This window comes from Cupriavidus sp. 05N39 (assembly GCF_056397325.1).
This window is the reverse complement of record NZ_JBFTNE010000014.1, coordinates 1-18,963: the sequence shown is the minus strand read 5'-3', so window position 1 is coordinate 18,963 and position 18,963 is coordinate 1. Positions and strand designations below refer to the sequence as shown.

The following is an 18,963-nucleotide window of genomic DNA, read 5'->3' as shown; positions in this document are numbered from 1 at the left end:
GTCACCTGAGCTCACTGCCGCCGGCCGGGAATAATCTTCCACCAGAAGGCAAACTTCCTGAATCAACAGCTAATTCCATCAAATGAATGGACAATTTCTCTCAATTTATCGCAATAATCGGGAACCGAACCCTCCTTCCGCTGCCTTACTTCCGCCGCGCAACATCGGCGGATTGCTACCGGGCCAAGCTGAATCACAATAGGACGCAATCCGGAAAACGGCCAGCAGCCTCGCTGCGAGCCGCCTGGCGGTCCGCAGCGAACGCGCAGCACCCATCACAATTGACCACCATCCAATCACAACAAAGGGAGAACGGATGTCATTGACTTCCAATAAATTGCCTGCCTGGACCTTGTGGCTGCCACTGGCAGCCTGGGCCATCCTCGGGGCGGGCATGGCGGCGCCTGGCCAGGCGCTGCTGCTGGTGCTGGCCGGCCTGGCCCTCGCGGGCTCGGTATTCGCGGCCGTCCACCATGCCGAGGTGGTAGCGCACAAAGTGGGCGAGCCGTTCGGCACGCTGGTGCTGGCGATTGCGGTGACCGTGATCGAGGTGGCGCTGATCGTCTCGGTGATGCTGTCCTCCGGCCCCGAAAAAGCCGGGCTGGCGCGCGATACCGTGTTCGCCGCGGCCATGCTGGTATGCAACGGCATCGTGGGGATCTGTCTTCTGGTCGGCGGGCTGCGCCATCGCGAACAGGCTTTCCAGGCACCGGGCGCCACCGCCGCGCTGGCGGTGCTGGCCGCGCTGGCGGTGCTCACGATGGTGCTGCCGAACTACACCAGCGCCATCCCCGGACCCATGCTGTCGCAGTCGCAACTGGCCTTCGCGGGCATCGCCTCGCTGGTCCTCTACGGCAGCTTTGTGTTCGTGCAGACGGTGCGCCATCGGGACTACTTCCTTGTCGACGGCACCTCGGACGAGAGCGTGCACGCGCCGCCGCCGCCCGCGAAGATCGCGCTTGCCAGCGGCGGCATGCTGCTGGTTTGCCTGGTGGCGGTGGTCGGCCTGGCCAAGCTGCTCTCGCCCACGGTGGAAGCCGCGGTGGCCAGCGCCGGCGCGCCGCCGGCCGTGGTCGGCATCGTGATTGCCGCGCTGGTGCTGTTGCCGGAAGGCCTGGCCGCCTTGCGCGCCGCGCGCGCCGACCGGTTGCAGACCAGCATGAACCTGGCGCTGGGCTCCGCGCTGGCCAGCATCGGACTGACCATCCCGACCGTGGCCATGGTTTTCATCGTGGTCGGCAAGCCGCTGATGCTGGGCCTGGGCCCGACCGAAACCGTGCTGCTCGCGCTGACCTTACTGGTCAGCACGCTCACGCTGCATTCCGGCCGCACCACCATGCTGCAAGGCGTAGTGCACCTGGTCATCCTGGCGGCCTACCTGTTCCTGTCCGTCGTGCCCTGAGCGCCGCTGACTGTGGCCCGCCAGCGGGCCACCTGCCTCGCGACGCGAAGCGAGCCGTCCCGCCTGCGCACGATCCTTGCTAGTGAGAGCGGATCGATCTCACTAGCGCCCGAGCGCAATCACCATGCTCCACCCCCCTCGCCTCTATCTCTACCTGGATGCCGTGGCCCGCCACGGCTCGATCCGCAAGGCCGCCGAGCAGCTCCACGTCGCCTCCACCGCGCTGAACCGGAAAATCCTGGAGGTGGAGCAACAGGTCGGCACCCCGCTGTTCGAGCGCCTGCCGCGCGGGGTGCGGCTGACCGCCGCCGGCGAAGTGCTGATCGCCACCGTGCGCCGCAGCCTGGCCGACCTGGACTCCGCCGCCGCGCAGATGGAGCAGCTGCGCGGGCTCGTGCGCGGCATGGTGCGCATTGCGACGGTCGAGTCAGTCGCTACGGATTTCCTGCCCGGTGTCATCGGCCACTACCAGTCCACCTATCGCGGCGTCCAGTTTCGCGTGTCGGTGGGCAACACCGGCGACCTGCTGGCCGCGCTCAGGGAGGACGAGGCCGACCTGCTGCTGGCGCACGATCCCCCTCCCACCGCCTTCCTGCATGAACTGACGGTATCCGCGCAACCCTTCTGCGCAATGATGCGCCCGGACCATCCGCTGGCTGGCCGGCGCTCGCTGCGGCTGTCCGACTGCCAGCCCTATCCGGTCGCGCTCGGGCCCGAGAGCTTCGGCAGCCGGCGGCTGATCGAGGCGATCTGCGCGCGCAACCGGCTGTCGCTACGGGTCATGCTGGAGGCGACCACTGTGGAGATGCTGATGAGCTTTGCGCGCCAGACCGGCGCGATCTGCTTCCAGTTCCAGGCCGGCACGCTGCGCGAGGCGCGCCAGGGCACGCTGGTCGCCGTGCCGCTGTCCGACCCCGAACTGTGCGGCGGCCGGCTGGTGCTGGGTGCCCGCAAGGGCCGCAACCTGCCCCCGCCGGCGGCGGCTTTTGCCGAGCACCTGAAGGCAGCGCTGACGGGCCTGCACCAGCCGTTGGCCGAGGCGGCCTGATGTGCGGCCTGACCGGCGCCGCGGCCCGCCACGCGCGCCGGCGAGTGCACACAATTTGCGTGCGCCATGAGAAGAAATAAGTGCTGGTTGCATGCAATCGAATTGCCGCAAACTGCATCCATCGCACATTCAATGCAGTCAAGCCAGGCGCCACCGGCCCGGCCCGGACACCTACGAAAGCAACGACAGCAACCACAGCAAGATGAGAATCCCGCAACAAGCATGAGCCAGCGCCGTTAGCCACCGGCGCATTCCCGCGCCAGCCATTTCCAGATCACGCACTTTTTAAATAGCCGGGGCCTGTCCCCGCGGGGGCGTTGTCGTGCCCGGAGAATTCGACAGAGCCAGCAACGAAAGAGAACGGGGTCAACCATGGAGGTCTTTATGCAACACAAGTTCAAGCCGGTCATGAAACTGGCGGTCATGGCCGCAGCCTTGCTCTGCGGCCATGCGATGGCGCAATCCAGCGTCACGCTTTACGGGATGGTTGACGCCTACGTGGGCGCCACCAAGGCAGGCGGCGCGGACCGCGCCTGGGGCGTCAACAGCGGCGGCATGCAAACCTCGTACTGGGGCATCAAGGGTACCGAGGATCTCGGCACCGGCCTCAAGGCGATCTTCGACCTCAACGGCTTCCTGCGCCCAGACACCGGCAAGCAGGGCCGCTTCGACGGCGATGCGCTGTTCACCCGCAATGCTTACGTCGGCCTGCAGAGCGCCACGCTGGGCACGGTCAAGATGGGGCGTAATACCACGCCCTACTTCCTCTCGACCATCCTCTTCAACCCGCTGGTCGACTCCTATGTGTTCTCGCCGGCGATCTTCCATACGTACTTCTCGGCCAGCAACGGCCGCGTGTACGACCCGGGCATCATCGGCGACTCGGGCTGGAGCAACTCGCTGGTGTACTCCACGCCGAACTTCGGCGGCCTCACCGCCAATGCCATCTACGCCTTCGGCGAGCAGGCGGGTAGCGTCGGCAAGAACAAGTGGGGCGGCAATGTGCTCTACTTCAACGGCAACTTCGGCGCCACGGTGGCCTTCCAGCAGGTCAAGTTCAACAGCGTGCCGGGCGACGTGACCTCGCCCGCGGCACTGTCCGGGTTCGACAAGCAGAACGCCGTGCAGGTGGGCGTGAGCTACGACTTCAAGGTGGTCAAGCTGTTCGCACAGGGCCAGTACATCAAGAGCAGCGTCAACAACGCCACCGGCGACATCAAGCACACCAACGGCCAGGTCGGCGCCTCGGTGCCGCTGGGYAACGGCAACGTGCTGGTCTCGTACGCCTACGACAAGACCAGGAACGATGTCGCGGACTTCAAGCGCAATACGGTTGGGCTGGCTTACGACTACAACCTGTCCAAGCGCACCGATGTCTATGCTGCCTACTTCTACGACAAGCTGAGCGACCAGTCGCATGCCGACAGCTTTGGGGTGGGTGTGCGGCACCGGTTCTGATCCGGCGCAAGGCGCACGGCGCGTGCGTGCGCATACATGACGGCCGGTCATTGCTGACCGGCCGTTTCCTTTCATAGCGACGAACGCCACTGCGCGCTTGCCGGACGCCATCCGGCATGCCTCTTTCCAGGCGCGAAGGCAGATGGCCGATCGCAGCGCGCGCTATGCTATGGTCTGGCGTCCCCCCGTAATGGGCCGTAGCAAAGCATGAAGCCCCTTTCCCACATCCACGCAATGGTTCCGCAAGCCGCCAGCCTGCCGGACCTCGATGCCCTGCTGGCGCGCGTGCGCGCCTGCCGCAGCTGCGAAGCGCACTTGCCGCTTGGCCCCCGCCCCGTAGTACAAGCCGCCACCCCGGCCCGCATCCTGATCGTCGGCCAGGCGCCCGGCACGCGCGTGCATGCCAGCGGCATCCCCTGGGACGATCCCAGCGGCGACCGCCTGCGCGAGTGGATGGGGATTGATAAGGAAGTTTTCTACGATCCCGCGCGCATCGCCATCATCCCGATGGGCCTGTGCTATCCGGGCCGCGGCGCCAGCGGCGACCTGCCGCCGCGCAAGGAGTGCGCACCGCTGTGGATGGACGCGTTGCTGGCGTGCCTGCCGGATATTGAACTGACACTGCTGGTCGGGCAATATGCGCAGCGGCGGTTTCTTGGCGCCGCTGCGCGCGGTGGCGTGACGCCGACGGTGGCGGGCTTTGCCGCGCATGGGCCGCGCTATCTGCCGTTGCCGCACCCGTCACCACGCAACCAGGGGTGGTTCAAGCGCAATGACTGGTTCGCCAGGGAGTTGCTGCCGGTACTGCGCCAGCAGGTTGCCACCGTCCTGGCGTGTCGGCGCGACTAGCCTGGGTTCTCAGGCGTCCTCCAGATGCGACTCCCCCCACTGCCGATGCCGCGAAGAACACGACACCCTGACATCGGTAGCTGTCTGGCCCTTCTTAATTCCTGGCGCTCACGCAGTTCGGCGATGAACCAAAAAAAATGCGCCACTCGGGCGCAGATTCTTCCAGCAACAGCCTTGTACCGCGCAGCGGCCGGGCAGTGCCCGGCGCGCCGCCTTACTTCGTAGCCGAAGCGGTGACGGATTCCATGGCCTCGCGCATCGGCTTGAGTGCCGTCTCGTAGGCTGCGACCCAACCCTGAGCACCGGCGCCAGGGAACGAACCGTTCGTGTTCGACATGAAATTCTGGCCAAGCGATGCCAGTGCTTCCTGGGTCTGCGCAACGTAGGCGCTCATCTGGCGCTGGGCTACCTGGGCGAACTCGGTGCCGGTGGCGGTGATGATTTCGTTCATGTGCCCGGCGTAGGCGCTCAACTTCTGGCCAAACGCATTGGTCAGTTCCGGCTTGAAGCCAGACACGCCGCCAACGGATTGCTGACTGGCTTCGCGCACGTATTCCGCGCCGTCCGCCAGGCTTGCCTTGGCCGCCTGCATGTTCAATTCGGTGATTTTTTCGGCGCCGCGGGCCAGGGGACCGACCAGCGCGACAAACAGGTCCAGGTTAGCTTGCTGGAAACCGAAGAACTGAGCTTGGGCCTGGGCTTGGGATTGGGCTTGCGAGGGTTGTGCCATGTAATAACTCCTGAGGATGATCCAACGCTTTCGAAGAGTTTTCCGTGGGCGGCATCACCTTTGCTGCGTTGCAGCAATTGGACACATCATAGGCTCATTGGACCAGGAGTCAAGCGAATTCAAAAAGACGTTTCCGGCCGCGCGATATGCCACGTATGCGCCCTACTCCACCGCCGGCCGGATGCATAGCAGGAGCCTGTGCCTGCCGTCATCCAGCGGCACGCGCACCGTGCCTTCGCCACAGCGGATCGCCAGCCCGTCAAGGACCGCATGCCCGCCGCCAGCACCGGGCGCGAGCGTCTCCACGCGGATTTCGTAGTGGCAGGCACCCAGGCTGATGGCAGCGTCAAACCCCGGCCACGCCGCCGGAATGCTCGGCTGGACGACCAGCCAGGCCCCTTCGCGGCGAATACCCAGGATGCCCTCCACCCCGGCGCGATACATCCATCCGGCCGCGCCGGTGTACCAGGTCCATCCGCCGCGTCCGGTGTGGGGTGCGACGGAATAGACGTCGGCCGCGACCACATAGGGTTCGACCTTGTAGCGCTCGACGCCAGCGGGCGTGCTTGCGTGGTGGATCGGGTTGAGCATGGAGAACAGTTCGACGGCTTTTGCGCCTTCGCCCAGCCTGGCGAAGGCGAGAACCGACCACATCGCGGCATGACTGTACTGCCCGCCGTTCTCACGCACGCCGGGCGGATAGGCTGCGATGTAGCCGGGATCGGGCGACGCGCCCTCGAATGGCGGCGAGAACAGCAACGCCAGCCCCTCATCGCGGCGCACCAGGTATTGCGCCATCGACGCCATGGCCGTCGCCGCGCGCGCGGGATCGCCCACGCCCGACAGCACGGCCCACGACTGGGTAAGGGCGTCGATCCGGCAAGCCGCGCTTGCCTTCGAGCCCAGCCAGGTGCCGTCGTCGAAGGTGGCGCGGCGATACCAGCCGCCGTCCCAGCCATGGCGCTCCAGCGCCTCGCCCAGCGCTGCCGCGTGTGCGCGCCAGCTTGCGGCGCGAGCGGCATCACGTGTATCGGCCAGCGGCGCAAAGAGCGCGAGGGTGCGTGCCAGCAGCCAGCCAAGCCAGACGCTCTCGCCCTTGCCGCCGGCCCCGACCCGGTTCATGCCATCGTTCCAGTCGCCGCCGCCGATCAGCGGCAGGCCGTGTTCCCCGGTCAAGGCAAGGCATCGCTCGATGCCTCGGGCGCAGTGCTCGAACAGCGAGGCCGAATCCTGCGCGGTCATTGGCTGGAAGAAGGTGTCATGTTCGTCGGCGCCAAGTRCCGGCCCGTCGAGGAAAGGCACCGGCTCATCCAGCACCGCCGCATCGCCCGAGCAGGAAATGTAGGTCGCCRTGGCGAAAGCCAGCCAGACGCAATCGTCGGTAATCCGGGTACGCACGCCCTGCCCGGTATGCGCCAGCCACCAGTGCTGGACGTCGCCCTCGGCAAACTGCCTCGCCGCTGCCCGCAGCAGATGCTGTCGCGTGGCCGCCGGCCTGGCAAAGGTGAGCGCCATGTTGTCCTGCAGCTGATCGCGAAAGCCATAGGCGCCGCTCGCCTGATAGAACGCCGAGCGCGCCCAGATGCGGCAGGCAAGGGTCTGGTACAGCAGCCAGCCATTGAGCATGATGTCCATCGCGCGGTCCGGCGTCCTGACCTGGACCGCGCCAAGCAGTGTGTCCCAGTGTCCCGTCACGGCATCGAGCACCGCGTCGAGATCGGCGGCGCGATAGCGCAGCACCAGTGCCCTCGCCTCAGCGACGGAGGCGCACTCTCCGAGCAAGGCAACGACTTCGAGCGTCTCGCCCGGAGCGAGCTCCACGAAGCACTGCAAGGCCGCGCAGGGGTCGTAGCCCGCGCCCACCGCCCCGGACAATGGCGTGGCGCCAAGCAGCGCCGCGGGCGCTTCGGTGCCGCCGTTGCGGCCCAGGAACTCGGTGCGGTCGGCGGTCCAGGCCGTCTGCCTGCCGCTGAGATCGGCAAAGGCGACGCGGCCGGAGAAGGCGGTGCTCCAGGGATTGCGCGCCAGCAACGCATGGGTGGCTTCGTCGATCCCGGTCACGATGAACGGGCCCGAGGCGCCGCGGGCGGTACCAAGCACCCACTCCACGTAAGCGGTGACGGAAAGCCGGCGGCGCCCGGCGGACAGGTTGCTCAAGGTCAGGCGTGAGATCTTGACCGGGTCTTCGAGCGGCACGAACTGCAGCAGGTCAAGCGCAATGCCGTTGGCCTGGTGCGCAAAGCGGCTGTAGCCATGTCCATGGCGGGCCGTGTAGGCGCCGCCGTCGCGGATAGGCCGCGCGGTCGGGCTCCAGACCTGGAGGCTGTCTTCGTCGCGGACGTAGATCGCCTCGCCGGCCGGATCCAGCACCGGGTCGTTGGACCAGGGCGTGAGCTGGTTCTCGCGGCTGTTCTCCGCCCAGGTGTAGCCGCTGCCCTGCGCCGAGGCCTGGAAGCCAAAGCCGGGATTGGCGACCACATTGATCCACGGCGCGGGTGTCGAGGCCGCGCCATCGAGCACGATGACATACTCGCGCCCGTCCTTGTCGAAGCCGCCAAGCCCGTTGAAGAACTCAAGGTCCGGCGCGGCCCGCGGCGGCATTGGCGACGGACGCGGAGCCTGGCCGCGCGCGGGAGCGGCGCGCTGCGGCGGCTGCGGCAAGTGGGCTAGCTRCTCGGCGATGGAGCCCCGGCGTGCGGCCAGCACGACGCGGGCGACCGACAGGAGCAAGGCCCGCGCCTCGACGCGCATCAGGTCCGCGCGCAGCGTATAGACCGAGCCTTGCGCCAGTTCGTCACCGAAGCGTGGCCGCGACTGGCTGCTACGCACCGCCGTCTCGATGGCGATCTGCAGGTCCTGGATATAGGAAGAGGCACGTTCATTGACGATGACCAGGTCGACGGCCAGCCGCTTCATGCGCCAGTACTCGTGTGCGCGCAGCAGCTGGCGAACCTGCGCCATATCGTCGATCTCGTCGATGCGCAACAGAACGATCGGCAGGTCGCCGGAGATGGCATGCGGCCAGAGCCCGGACTGCGGCCCCGCCCCTTGCGCAATCGCCTCCGACGGAACGCGGAAACGGGAATCGGCATAGAGGATCGGCGCCGCCAGGCGCTGGAAATCCGCCGCCTCGTCCGCCTTGACGTCGAGATGGCGCAACTGGACCTGGGCCTGGGTCCAGGCCAGGGTCTTGGCCCGCTCGAACGCGCTGCGGTCATGATGCTTGTCGATCAGGTCCAGCAGTGCGGCGCGCGACGGCGCCACCAGCGTCCAGAAGGCAATCCGGGCAACCCGGCCCGGCGCGACGCGCACGCGCTGCCGGAGCGAGAAGATCGCGTCGAGCACCGTGCCGACCGTGTCCGAGAGGGGGTCGCCATCCCGGATGCCATCGGCGATCCTGCCAGCACGCCCCTGTCCGAGGAAATTCGCCCGGTCGGTCTCGTACTGGGGATCCGCAACCACCTCGCCTTCGACCACCGTGAAATGCGCGGCCCAGATCTCGGGCTCCGCGGGTGAGCGCGGACGGCGCGTGGCAACGAGCGCACCGAACTCGGCCAGGTATTCGGTCTGGACAAACAGCTTGGAAAAGGCCGGATGCGCGACGTCGGCGGCCTGCACAGCCAGGACCAGTTCCGCATAGGAAGTCAGCTCGATCTCGCGCGCACGGCGCCCGCTGTTTGCCAGCGAGACACGCCGGACTTCCCCGTCGTCCTCTCCGGAGACCAGGATGGAGAGCGTGGTGGTCAGGCTGCCATCCCGCCGGATGAACTCCGCGTGATCTTCCGCGAAGACCACTTCACTGCCCTGCCCGCTCTCTTCAGCGTCACCGCCGGCGAATTGCGCGCCGGCCGGCCAGACGCTGCGGCTCTGCGTATCGCGCAGGAAGATAAAGCTGCCAGCGTCATCGCGGGTTGCGTCCTCGCGCCAGCGCGTCACGGCAAGATCGCGCCAGCGGCTGTAGCCCGCGCCGGCCGCGGTCAGCATCACCGCGTAGCGCCCGTTCGACAGCAGATGCGTGACCGGCGCGCCGGCCGGCGCCCCCGAGACCCTGCGCACCGTGGCATCTTCGTTGCCGGCCTCCACCGCGGAAGCCTTTACCTCTTCGGCGCGTGGATGCGCAATGGCGACATTGCGCGGTATGCGCTCCTGCAACAGCAGTTCGGTGGCCTGGATCATCGGCTCGCGATGGAAGCGCTCCCGCATCTGCCCGCCGTGCAGGCTATTGGCGATGGCGACGATGGTCATGCCCTGGTGATGGGCCATGTAGCTGCGGATGATGGCGAACTCCTCGTCTTCCGGCAGCCGGGAGCGGGTGAAATCCAGGGCCTCGTAGAAGCCGTAACGTCCTTTTGCCCCGATCTGCGCGAGACGGGCGTAGTTCTGCTGCGCGCCCTGCGGGTCCACCATGGTCGCGAGACCGGTCGCATACGGAGCGATCACGACGTTGTCGGAAAGCCCGCGCTTCAGGCCCAGCCCCGGCACGCCGAAGTTGGAGTACTGGTACGTAAACTCCATATCGCGGGCGTTGTATGCCGATTCGGACACGCCCCACGGCACGCCCAGCGAGCGGCCGTAGGCCTGCTGGCGTTCCACCACCAGCCGGTTGGTCTGCTCGAGCAGGCTGCCTGCCGGCGCGCGCATGATCAGCGAGGGCATCAGGTACTCGAACATGGACCCGGACCAGGAAATCAATGCCGATCCATTGCCCAGCGGCGTGGCGGTCCGGCCAAGTCGGAACCAGTGGCGCGTGGACACATCGCCCTTGGCGATGGCAAACAGGCTGGCGAGCCGCGCTTCCGACGCCAGCAGGTCATAGCAACTGACGTCGAGGCGGTTTTCGTCCTGCGAATAGCCGATCGACAGCAGCTTGCGCTCCTCGTCGATGAGAAACGCGAAGTCCATCCCCAGCGCCATCTCGCGCGCCAGCCCGGCCAGCGCGTTCAGGCGCGTGCGGAGCAAGTCCGGCGCGTCGATCCGCTGTACCCGGTCTTGCTCATGTTCGGCCACGGTCTTGCGCAGGGCCTCCATCCAGAACGCCAGGTCGGCGAGGCTGTCATCGCCCGTCGCGGGCAGGATGTCGTGGGCGATGCCCGCGCATTTCTCGGTGAGCCGCTTGAGCGCGGGCATCAGCATGGCCATGGCCTGCGTGCCATCGAGCTGGGTTTCGACCTGCTCAAGCAGTTCATTGAGTTTGCCGGCGCGCTCGCTGCCGGCTATGGCCAGTCCGGCTATGGCCTCGCGCGCCAGCCTGACGGTGTCCATCATGCCAAGCCGGAACTCCGGCGCCGCCGCGCCATCGGTCCATTCTTCGCAGGCGTTGGCCAGCGCGATCAGGTGGCCGGCCAGGTTGCCGCTGTCCACCGATGAGACATAGGCAGGCGTCAGCGCGCGCAGATCCAGCGTCCCGTACCAGTTGTAGAAATGGCCATGGGAACGCGGCAGCTTGCGCATGGCGGAGAACGCCGCTTCCAGCCGCTCGACCGTCGCCGCCGTTCCACTCCAGCCAAAGTCGCGCGCGGCAATGGCGGAGAGCAGGTACAGGCCGATATTGGTGGGGGAGGTCCGGTGCGCGACGACCGGTCTTGGCTGCTCCTGGAAATTGTCGGGCGGAAGCATATTGTCCGCCGGCGTCACCATGGTCTCGAAGTAGCGCCAGGTGCGGCGCGCGGTCAGGCGCAGCTCGCGCGCGTCCGTGTCCGACACTACCAGCCGCCTGCCGACCTTCGGCGCCCGGCTTGCCCACAGCGCAAGCACCGGCGCCGTCAGCCAGAGCAATCCAAGGGGAAGCACAAGCGGCCAGGAAACGGGGGCGAAGCCAAGCGTGCCGGCCATCGCCGCCAGCGTCAGCGATACCCCGCCCGCCATCTGCCGGTAAGAGCCGCCCAGGTCGAGCCGTGGACTGGTCATCGACTGGGCGGCCGTGGTCCATTCCAGCAGGTGGCGGCGCGTGAATCGCAGCCGCGCCGCCGTCCTGGCGATGGCATCGGCCATCCGCCAGGCCACGTCGGGCAGGAACGCGAGCGTCAGCAGGACCTGCGTGGCGGCGCCGCGCAGGTCGCCGGCCAGCATCCCGACGTGATTGCGCAGCCGGATGCCGGCGCGGTGGGGAATCACGGAAAACATACCGGGAAAGAAAACAGGAATGACCATGGCCGCAAGCAAGAGCAGCGTGCCGCGCAAGGCGGCGCCCGGCGGCAGCAGCCAGCACGCGGCAAAGCCCAGCAGCAGCGAAGGCGCGAGCAGCGAGCGCCGCAGGTTATCCAGCATCTTCCAGCGGCCCAGCATCGGTACCGCCGCGCTGCCCGCGCGGCCGCGGAAAATCCAGTCGACAAGTTGCCAGTCACCGCGCGTCCAGCGATGCTGGCGCTTGGCCGCGACGTCATAGCGCGCAGGGAAATCCTCGATGACTTCGATATCCGAGGCCAGGCCGGCCCGGGCGAACGTGCCTTCGAAAAGATCATGGCTGAGCACCGCATTCTCCGGAACGCGGCCGCGCAGCGCGGCCTCGAAGGCGTCGACATCATAGATGCCCTTGCCGGTGTACGAACCTTCTCCGAAGATGTCCTGGTAGACGTCCGATGCGGCTGCCGCATAAGGATCGATGCCGCCCGGTGCCGAGAATATGCGCTGGTACAGCGAACCTTCGCTGCCAACCGGCAGCGAAGGCGTGACGCGCGGCTGCAGGATGGCGTAGCCGCCGGTGACGCGCTGCAGCTGTTCGTCAAACCGTGGCCGGTTCAGCGGGTGGGCCATCTTGCCGATCAGCCGGAGCGCCGCGTCGCGCGGCAGGCGCGTGTCGGCATCGAGGGTGATCACGTAGCGCACGCCGGGCGGTACCTGGGGCGGCTGGCCGTCAAGGGGGACAAAGCTCGTGTCCGTGGCGCCGCGCAGCAGCCGGTTGAGTTCATGGAGCTTGCCGCGCTTGCGCTCCCAGCCCATCCACACGCCTTCACCCGCGTTGAAGACGCGGCGCCGGTGCAGCAGCAGGAAGCGGTTGCCGGCGGGGCCAGGCCAGTAGCGGCGATTCAGCTCGCCGATCGCCTCGACGGCCACGGCCAGCAGCGCGGCGTCGCCCGGCATGGTCTCGTCGTCGGCATCGGTCCCATCGGTCAGCAGCGCGAAGGTCAGGTCGCCGCCGGCGCCGGCGAGGTGGTGGACTTCAAGACGCTCGATCTGCTCGCGCAGGCTGGCTTCGCTCGACAACAGCGTGGGGACCGCCACCAGCGTGCGCAGCGAACTCGGCACGCCTTCGGTCAGTTCAAGCCCCGGCAGGATGGATGCCCCAAAGGTCCAGCCGATCCCGCGATTGACCAGTGCCGTCGCCACCTCGCTGGCTGGCACAAGGCCTAGCAGGCCCACCAGCGCAAGCCAGCCGCCGGAGAGCGCGGGAACCGCCACCGCGGCGAGCAACCAGAGCGAAGCGGTGAGCAAGCCGATGGTGACGAGCAGGATCGCGCCCGCATAGCCGCCGATCCCAAGCGCGATATTGATACGGCTAAACCGCAGCCGTGCAGGGGGACGGAATCCGATCAACGCCTCGAAGGCACGCCTGCCCTCGGCGATCAGGTGATATCCCGGATCCCCGATGCGCTCCGCCTGTGCCACATCTGCGCTGCCGGCGGACGCGGCGCGCGCGGTGGCCAGCGCAAGATCGGCGATCTCGAGCTCCGAAGCCGGCGAGCCCCGGGCGAGTTGCTCGATGGCGCTGCGGTACAGATTGCGGGTGGCGAAATCCATCGCGGCATAGCCGCTGCCCACGCGCAACCGCTCGTCGACCAGGCTCACGCTCTCAAACAGCTCAGCCCAGTCGATGTCGGAAATCAAGCGCATGCTGGTGATGACATTGCGCACGGTGACGTTCGATGCGCCCTGGCGCTGCTGGGCGTGCCGCACCACGTCGTTGATCGATGCGCCCTGCAGCCCGAGCCGCTCCTCCAGCCAGCCGAGCGTTGGCGTGGTTCGGGGGTCCTGGTCCCTGAGCCGCTTGGCCAGTTGCGCGGCGAACAGTTCCGACAAAGGCGCCAACGGGCGCGAGGCGATATCCGTATCGAGCGCCGAGCGGGCRCAACCCGATTTGAGAAGCCGCTTCGACAAGGCGTCCGCGTCCGCGCGTGCGATGCGCCCGGCAGTGATCTGCTCCGCCAGCCGCCGCAGGTTTTCGATCAGGACAATGCGCAGCGTGATGGCCACCGCCCACAGTTCGCCGATGGTCAGGGGCTGCACGCGCTGGTAGGCGGTAATGAACCGCCGCAGGGTGTCAGGATCGACATGGCTGTCGGTATGCGCGACGAAGGCCCAGGCAAGGCCAAAGACGCGCGGGTAGCCGGCGAAGGGCCCCTCGCCAAGCTTGGGCAACTGGCGATAGTAACCAGGGGGCAGGTCGTCGCGTATCTCGCGGATCTGCGCCTCCACCAGGTGATAGTTGTCGAGCAGCCATTCGGCGGCGGGCACAACCGCCCTGCCGCTTTCCAGCTCCGCCGCGCCGGCCCGGTAGGCCGCCAGCAAGACCGCGGCATTGTCATTGAGGCGGCTGCGCAGGGACCGGACACGCGGCGGCTTTGCCGTGACGGGCTGGGCGGCGGCAAGGCTTTGCGCATGCTGCTCCAGCCGCTCGATGCCGAACAGTTCCTCCCGTACGGGTGCCTTGTCGTCCCACGGCGAAGGCGAGCGGGAATACTCGAACGTACGGCCTAGAGCTGAATACATGCGCGCCTTGGTTGTCAACGTGGATCGGGAAACGGACTCGCCTCCTTGAAAACGGCTGGCCGGCAAGCTCCGCGCTTGCCGGCCATCATGCGATCGCTTCGCGGACTGTTGCGCTCACGAGAACGTTGTCGCCTATAAGCGACCCATAAGTAACAACACAACCACCACTAGCAGCAGCACGCCTAGCACGCCGCTAGGCATATAGCCCCAGGAACGGCTATGCGGCCAGGTCGGCATGACGCCGAACAAGACCAATACAAGCACGACCAGCAATACGGTTCCTAACATGTAACGCTCCCTTTCCGACTCCGCGTTTCGGCCAGGCCTCCACAGCTATCTCGCCAGGGGGGCCGGAATCTTCGAGCCCGAGGCAAAGGTAGCCGCGCCACTTCGCGTCACTTGGCACGGGCCTGACCGCTAACGTCACCCTGCCATTGATTGGGTATGTTGTCGGTACGATGACGGACAGTGCGGACAGTGTGGCGCCGCCGGGCCGCCGGGACTGTGTGACAAGCGGGAATCAAATCCAGCGCCCGGAAACCGTCCGGGAAGAAGATGACCTGCCGTGTATGGTCACGCAGCGCTGCGGATCCGCAGCGGATTCGTTGCGGGAAGAGACGCAGCGATGAGAATGGCATGACAACCATCGGCAGCCCAGGGCCCAGGTGATGGCAGCATGCTTCGGGGAGGCACTGGAACCGAGAGCCCTGGCGGAAAGGAGCGGGGCGCGACTGAGGACCCGGTACCGACACAGCCTGGCGCGCACATTTGGCGCGCCGCTGTGCCTTCATCTTCGCATACTCTGCCCCTRTTGCCCGCCTTATATTTTTGCGGGAACGTTTCCTGATTCCGGCTACGCGGGCGCGTGGCTTTGGCGCCGCCTGACGAGTGCCGGTTCGGGCCGGGCTCCGGCAGCCGCGCTTAGCGCGCCATCAGTTTCGCGGCAATGCCCGCGACATGCCGTCCCTGGTAACGGGCGATCGCCAATTCGTTCTCGCTGGGTTGGCGCGAGCCATCGGCCGCGGTCAGGGTAGACGCGCCATAAGGCGAACCGCCGGTGATCTGGCTCATGTCGAGCAGACGCGCCTCGGTGTACGGCACGCCCACGATCACCATCCCCTGGTGCAACAGCGTGGTGTGGAAGCTGGTGATGGTGGTTTCCTGTCCTCCATGCTGGGTCGCCGTGCTGGTAAAGACACTCCCGACCTTGCCAACCAGCCCGCCGCTCATCCACAGCCCGCCAGTCTGGTCGAGAAAGTTGCGCATCTGCGCGCACATATTGCCAAAGCGCGTGGGCGTGCCGAACAGGATGGCATCGGCGTCGGCCAGTTTCTCCGGCACGGCCATCGGCACATGGGCGAAGGCCGCGCGGGCGGCCTTCGCCCCACTCTTTTCCAGCACGGCGTCGGGCACCAGTTCCGGCACTTGCAGCAGCGCCACCTCGGCGCCGTCAACTTCGCGCGCGCCTGCCGCCACGGCTTCGGCCATCTTGTAGACGTGTCCGTACATGCTGTAGAAGACCACCTGAATCTTGCAGGTCATGACAAGGCTCCTGTGTGTAGGAAGGGGCAGGCGCCCGGAGGACGTCCGCAACAGAAGTAGCCGGCACTGATCATCGCCGGCGCGGGGCGCGCACATACGGTATGCAGTGCCGCCCATCTGCTTGAGTCTAGGCGACGACAGCGCGCCGCGCGACGGCGGCCACCCTTCCCTTCGCATCCGCGCCGCCTACAATGAAATACCCTGGGATGTGCCCGTGCCGCGCGGCACGGGCCTGCCGGGCCCGCGTCAACGAGGGAGATTCGCGATGACAACGGCATGTCCGCATCTCGCGCTGAGCCACCCTGTCACACCGAGCGCAAGCGGTTGCGAGGAATGCATGCGCAGCGGCGACGAATGGGTGCACTTGCGCCTGTGCCTGTGCTGCGGCCACGTCGGCTGCTGCGACGATTCCCCCAACCGGCATGCCACCCGGCATTTCCTCGCCACCGAGCATCCGGTGATCCAGTCGTTCGAGCCGGGCGAATCCTGGCGATGGTGCTATATCGACAAGCTGTTCATCCCTTGAAGGGCGTCCAGCCAATGCCCGGCAACACCGCCAAAGCCCCTAAAGGCGCTGAAGCCGCTGAAGCCGCAAGCCAGTCCAGACACGCCAATCCCGCAAGGAGAATGCCATGCTGTCGACTCCCATTGACCAGACCGATCACGTGCTGGGGCGCGCAGCGGCCCACGTCACCGTGGTCGAGTACGGTGACTTCGAATGCCAGTATTGCCACCTGGCCTATGGCGGCGTGAAGATCCTGCTCAGCCGTTACCACGACCGCGTGTGCTTTGTGTACCGCCATTTCCCGCTGACCGCCTGGCACCAGCTGGCCRAGGGCGCCGCCGAAGCGGCCGAGGCGGCCGGAGCCCAGCACAAGTTCTGGCCGATGCACCAGCAAATGTTCGAGCGGCATCACGGACTCAAGCCCGCGGCCTTGCGGCAGTACGCCGCCGCGCTGGAACTGGATCTTGAGCGCTATGACTACGACATGAAGTCCCACTCCTACCTCCAGCGTGTGCGCGAGCACCAGCAGAGCGGCATCGCCAGCCATGTGCGCGGCACGCCGGCCTTCTTCGTCAACGGGGTGATACAGGATGTGACCTTCGGCATGGAGCATCTCGACCACGCCATCGCCGCAGCGCTGCACCGCTGGGGGGCTGGCTAGCCGCCGGCGGGCGTTGCCGCCTCCGCGGCGCTATAGACGTGCCGCGTGGCCAGCAGCGATGCAAGATCGGCATCGCCGGCAATCACCGCCTTCAGGATCTGCGCGTGCTCGTCCCAGTTCTGCTGGGCGCGCAGGTGGTGAGCCGGCGCGAATACCAGCCCGGTGCGCTCACGCAGCGAGCGCATCATGTCTTGCAGCACGCTGTTGGCGGCGATGGTGCCCAGCACCTCATGAAAACGGAAGTTGAGCGCGAGCAGGCACTCGGCCTCGTCCTCGCGGGCGGCCGCGCTGCCCTGGCGCAGGACCTCCTGCAACTCGGCGACCAGCCGCGGGTCGCGCCGCTGCGCGGCCAGCCTGGCATTGAGGCCCTCCAGGGTGGCGCGCACTTCGACCATTTCCCTGGCGACATGCTCCGACAGGCAAGCCACCGAGGCGCCGCGGCGCGGCTCGATGCTGACCAACCCTTCGGCCGCCAGCGCGCGCAGCGCTTCGCGCACCGGCACGCGCGACACGCCCAGCTCGGCCGACAGTGTGTGTTCCACCAGCCGGTCGCCCTGGCGGTAGGCGCCGCCGACGATGCGCTGGCGCAGCGTGTCGGTCACCAGCGCGAACAGCGGCGAATGGYGCGTGCCGAGGTTATCGCCGGAAAGCGCCGCCTTGGCGCCGGGTGGAACACTGCCGGATTGGTCGGACATGTTCGTCATGTGGTCGCGCGACATGGCGAGCGCCTGGCCCGCCACGTGCGCGTGGGTTCAGCTGCGTTGGAAGGTGAAGCTGTCCGCGTAGATATGCGCGCCGCTGGCACCGAGCGCGAGGAACGTCTCGCGCGCGTCGCGGATCATGTCCGGCGAGCCGCACAGGTAGATCGCATGTTCGGACAGGTCCGGCAGGTCGGCGGCGACGGCGTGCTGCACATGACCGCGCCGGCCGCTCCATGCCTCGTCCGCGCGCGACAGCACCGGTACGTACTGGAAATCGTAGAGACGCGCGCCCCACGCCTGGATCTGCTCGTGCATGTAGAGATCCGCCGCGGTGCGCATGCCCCAGTACAGCGAGACCGGCGGGCAGTCCGGATCGTCCATCAGCGATTCAAGGATGCTCTTGATCGGGGCGAGGCCGGTGCCGGTGGCCACCATCACCAGCGGACGATAGTCGTCCTTGCGGAAATAGAAGCCGCCCAGAGGCAGCTCCACGTCGAGCCGGTCGTCCGAGCGCAAGCTGGCCAGCAGGCGTTCGGTAAAGTAGCCGCCGGGAATGCGGCGCACGTGCAGGTCCACCGTGCGGTCTCTCGGCACCGACGCCATCGAGAAGCTGCGCGCGATGCCGTCGCCGGTGAAGATCTTCAGGTACTGGCCGGGGCGGTAGTCGAGCGTTTCCGCCTGCGGCAGTTCCAGCGTCAGGTGCACCACGTCGGCGCTGAGCGGCGCGATATTGCGGATCACGGCGGTGTGCCGCGCGGGTTCGGCGCATGGCTCGCCCGGCCGCGCGGTGCTGATCACCAGGTCGCTGGTGGGCCGGGCCTGGCATGCCAGCGCAAAGCCTTCGGCCTCTTCTTCCGGGGTCAGGCCCATGGGGTACTCGTCATAGGCCACCGCGCCTTCGACCAGCCTGACGCGGCACGTGGCGCAGCCGCCGAAGCGGCAGTCGTGCGCCATCTGCACGTTGGCGCGCAGGGCACCGTCCAGCACCGTTTCGCCGGCGCCGGCTTCGAATGATTGCTGGGATTCGAGGAGATGGATGCGGTAGGACATGGCTGACTCGGAATGCGTGGGGATATGGGCTTTGAAACCTAAAACCTAAAACCTAAAACCTAAAACCTAAAATCTAAAACCTAAAGTCAAAGGCGGTTTCACCCCCCTGCGGGGGGCGACCTACTTTCTTGTCTCGCCAAGAAAGTAGGCAAAGAAGGCGCGCCGGATGGGGCGACACCCCCTCGGGATCCGGCGAAAAGAGCGGCCGGGACCCAAACTCGCATCGCCTTAAGGCGATACTCAAACATGGGTCCCTCTTTTCCGCTCTTTTCGCCGGATCCCGAGGCGCCCCATACGGCCTGGTACACCTT

General features: G+C 66.8%; 12 protein-coding genes. 6 read left to right on the top strand and 6 right to left on the bottom strand.

The window, feature by feature from the left end; translation table 11 throughout:
* Positions 1–316: 316 nt before the first annotated feature.
* The 4 genes from AC1DN0_RS09255 (at position 317) to AC1DN0_RS09240 (ending at position 4,757) form a co-directional block, all read left to right on the top strand.
* Entirely contained in the window at positions 317–1,402 is a 1,086-nt protein-coding gene (locus AC1DN0_RS09255) for a calcium:cation antiporter (RefSeq protein WP_441628729.1), read from the top strand.
* Between the two features lie 124 nt (positions 1,403–1,526).
* Positions 1,527–2,450: a LysR family transcriptional regulator gene (locus tag AC1DN0_RS09250; RefSeq protein ID WP_441628727.1), complete on the top strand. Its 924-nt coding sequence runs from the start codon at positions 1,527–1,529 to the stop codon at positions 2,448–2,450.
* 384 nt (positions 2,451–2,834) lie between these two features.
* Positions 2,835–3,908 carry a porin gene (locus AC1DN0_RS09245; RefSeq protein WP_276286500.1) on the top strand — a complete coding sequence of 358 codons (1,074 nt, stop codon included), beginning with the start codon at positions 2,835–2,837 and terminating at the stop codon, positions 3,906–3,908.
* A 207-nt stretch (positions 3,909–4,115) separates the two neighbouring features.
* Positions 4,116–4,757, top strand: coding sequence for a uracil-DNA glycosylase family protein (locus AC1DN0_RS09240; RefSeq protein ID WP_441628724.1), 642 nt, complete (start codon positions 4,116–4,118; stop codon positions 4,755–4,757).
* A 214-nt stretch (positions 4,758–4,971) separates the two neighbouring features.
* Here AC1DN0_RS09240 and AC1DN0_RS09235 read toward each other — a convergent pair whose 3' ends face one another.
* The 4 genes from AC1DN0_RS09235 to wrbA all read right to left on the bottom strand — a co-directional run bounded on the left by AC1DN0_RS09235 (position 4,972) and on the right by wrbA (position 15,735).
* Positions 4,972–5,487 (bottom strand): phasin family protein, encoded by a 516-nt coding sequence (locus AC1DN0_RS09235; protein ID WP_045240143.1) that lies wholly within the window; start codon positions 5,485–5,487, stop codon positions 4,972–4,974.
* 162 nt (positions 5,488–5,649) lie between these two features.
* A complete protein-coding gene (locus tag AC1DN0_RS09230) occupies positions 5,650–14,193 on the bottom strand; it encodes a GH36-type glycosyl hydrolase domain-containing protein (RefSeq protein ID WP_477145668.1) in 8,544 nt (2,847 codons plus the stop codon).
* 132 nt (positions 14,194–14,325) lie between these two features.
* Complete coding sequence (locus tag AC1DN0_RS09225) at positions 14,326–14,481, bottom strand: DUF3309 family protein (RefSeq protein ID WP_441628720.1); 156 nt, start codon at positions 14,479–14,481, stop codon at positions 14,326–14,328.
* 633 nt (positions 14,482–15,114) lie between these two features.
* Positions 15,115–15,735 carry an NAD(P)H:quinone oxidoreductase gene (wrbA, locus tag AC1DN0_RS09220; protein WP_441628718.1) on the bottom strand — a complete coding sequence of 207 codons (621 nt, stop codon included), beginning with the start codon at positions 15,733–15,735 and terminating at the stop codon, positions 15,115–15,117.
* Between the two features lie 265 nt (positions 15,736–16,000).
* On the opposite strand from wrbA, the gene AC1DN0_RS09215 reads away from it, so the two are divergent.
* Both AC1DN0_RS09215 and AC1DN0_RS09210 read left to right on the top strand, forming a co-directional pair.
* Positions 16,001–16,261 carry a UBP-type zinc finger domain-containing protein gene (locus AC1DN0_RS09215; protein WP_441628716.1) on the top strand — a complete coding sequence of 87 codons (261 nt, stop codon included), beginning with the start codon at positions 16,001–16,003 and terminating at the stop codon, positions 16,259–16,261.
* A 106-nt stretch (positions 16,262–16,367) separates the two neighbouring features.
* Positions 16,368–16,901 carry a DsbA family protein gene (locus AC1DN0_RS09210; RefSeq protein WP_477145667.1) on the top strand — a complete coding sequence of 178 codons (534 nt, stop codon included), beginning with the start codon at positions 16,368–16,370 and terminating at the stop codon, positions 16,899–16,901.
* Here the strand turns inward: AC1DN0_RS09210 and AC1DN0_RS09205 are convergent.
* Together AC1DN0_RS09205 and AC1DN0_RS09200 are read right to left on the bottom strand one after the other, a co-directional pair.
* Positions 16,898–17,596, bottom strand: coding sequence for a GntR family transcriptional regulator (locus tag AC1DN0_RS09205; RefSeq protein WP_477145683.1), 699 nt, complete (start codon positions 17,594–17,596; stop codon positions 16,898–16,900). The two genes, AC1DN0_RS09210 and AC1DN0_RS09205, sit on opposite strands and share 4 nt — an antisense overlap.
* A 57-nt stretch (positions 17,597–17,653) precedes the next feature.
* Entirely contained in the window at positions 17,654–18,652 is a 999-nt protein-coding gene (locus AC1DN0_RS09200) for a 2Fe-2S iron-sulfur cluster-binding protein (protein ID WP_441628712.1), read from the bottom strand.
* Positions 18,653–18,963 lie beyond the last annotated feature (311 nt).

What these genes read in the sequence shown, in the direction of transcription:
- AC1DN0_RS09240 (WP_441628724.1), top strand. Translation starts at nt 4,116, where the DNA reads ATGAAGCCCCTTTCCCACATCCACGCAATGGTTCCGCAAGCCGCCAGC.
- AC1DN0_RS09225 (WP_441628720.1), bottom strand. Translation starts at nt 14,481, where the DNA reads ATGTTAGGAACCGTATTGCTGGTCGTGCTTGTATTGGTCTTGTTCGGC.
- AC1DN0_RS09235 (WP_045240143.1), bottom strand. Translation starts at nt 5,487, where the DNA reads ATGGCACAACCCTCGCAAGCCCAATCCCAAGCCCAGGCCCAAGCTCAG.
- wrbA (WP_441628718.1), bottom strand. Translation starts at nt 15,735, where the DNA reads ATGACCTGCAAGATTCAGGTGGTCTTCTACAGCATGTACGGACACGTC.
- AC1DN0_RS09215 (WP_441628716.1), top strand. Translation starts at nt 16,001, where the DNA reads ATGACAACGGCATGTCCGCATCTCGCGCTGAGCCACCCTGTCACACCG.
- AC1DN0_RS09200 (WP_441628712.1), bottom strand. Translation starts at nt 18,652, where the DNA reads ATGTCCTACCGCATCCATCTCCTCGAATCCCAGCAATCATTCGAAGCC.
- AC1DN0_RS09250 (WP_441628727.1), top strand. Translation starts at nt 1,527, where the DNA reads ATGCTCCACCCCCCTCGCCTCTATCTCTACCTGGATGCCGTGGCCCGC.
- AC1DN0_RS09255 (WP_441628729.1), top strand. Translation starts at nt 317, where the DNA reads ATGTCATTGACTTCCAATAAATTGCCTGCCTGGACCTTGTGGCTGCCA.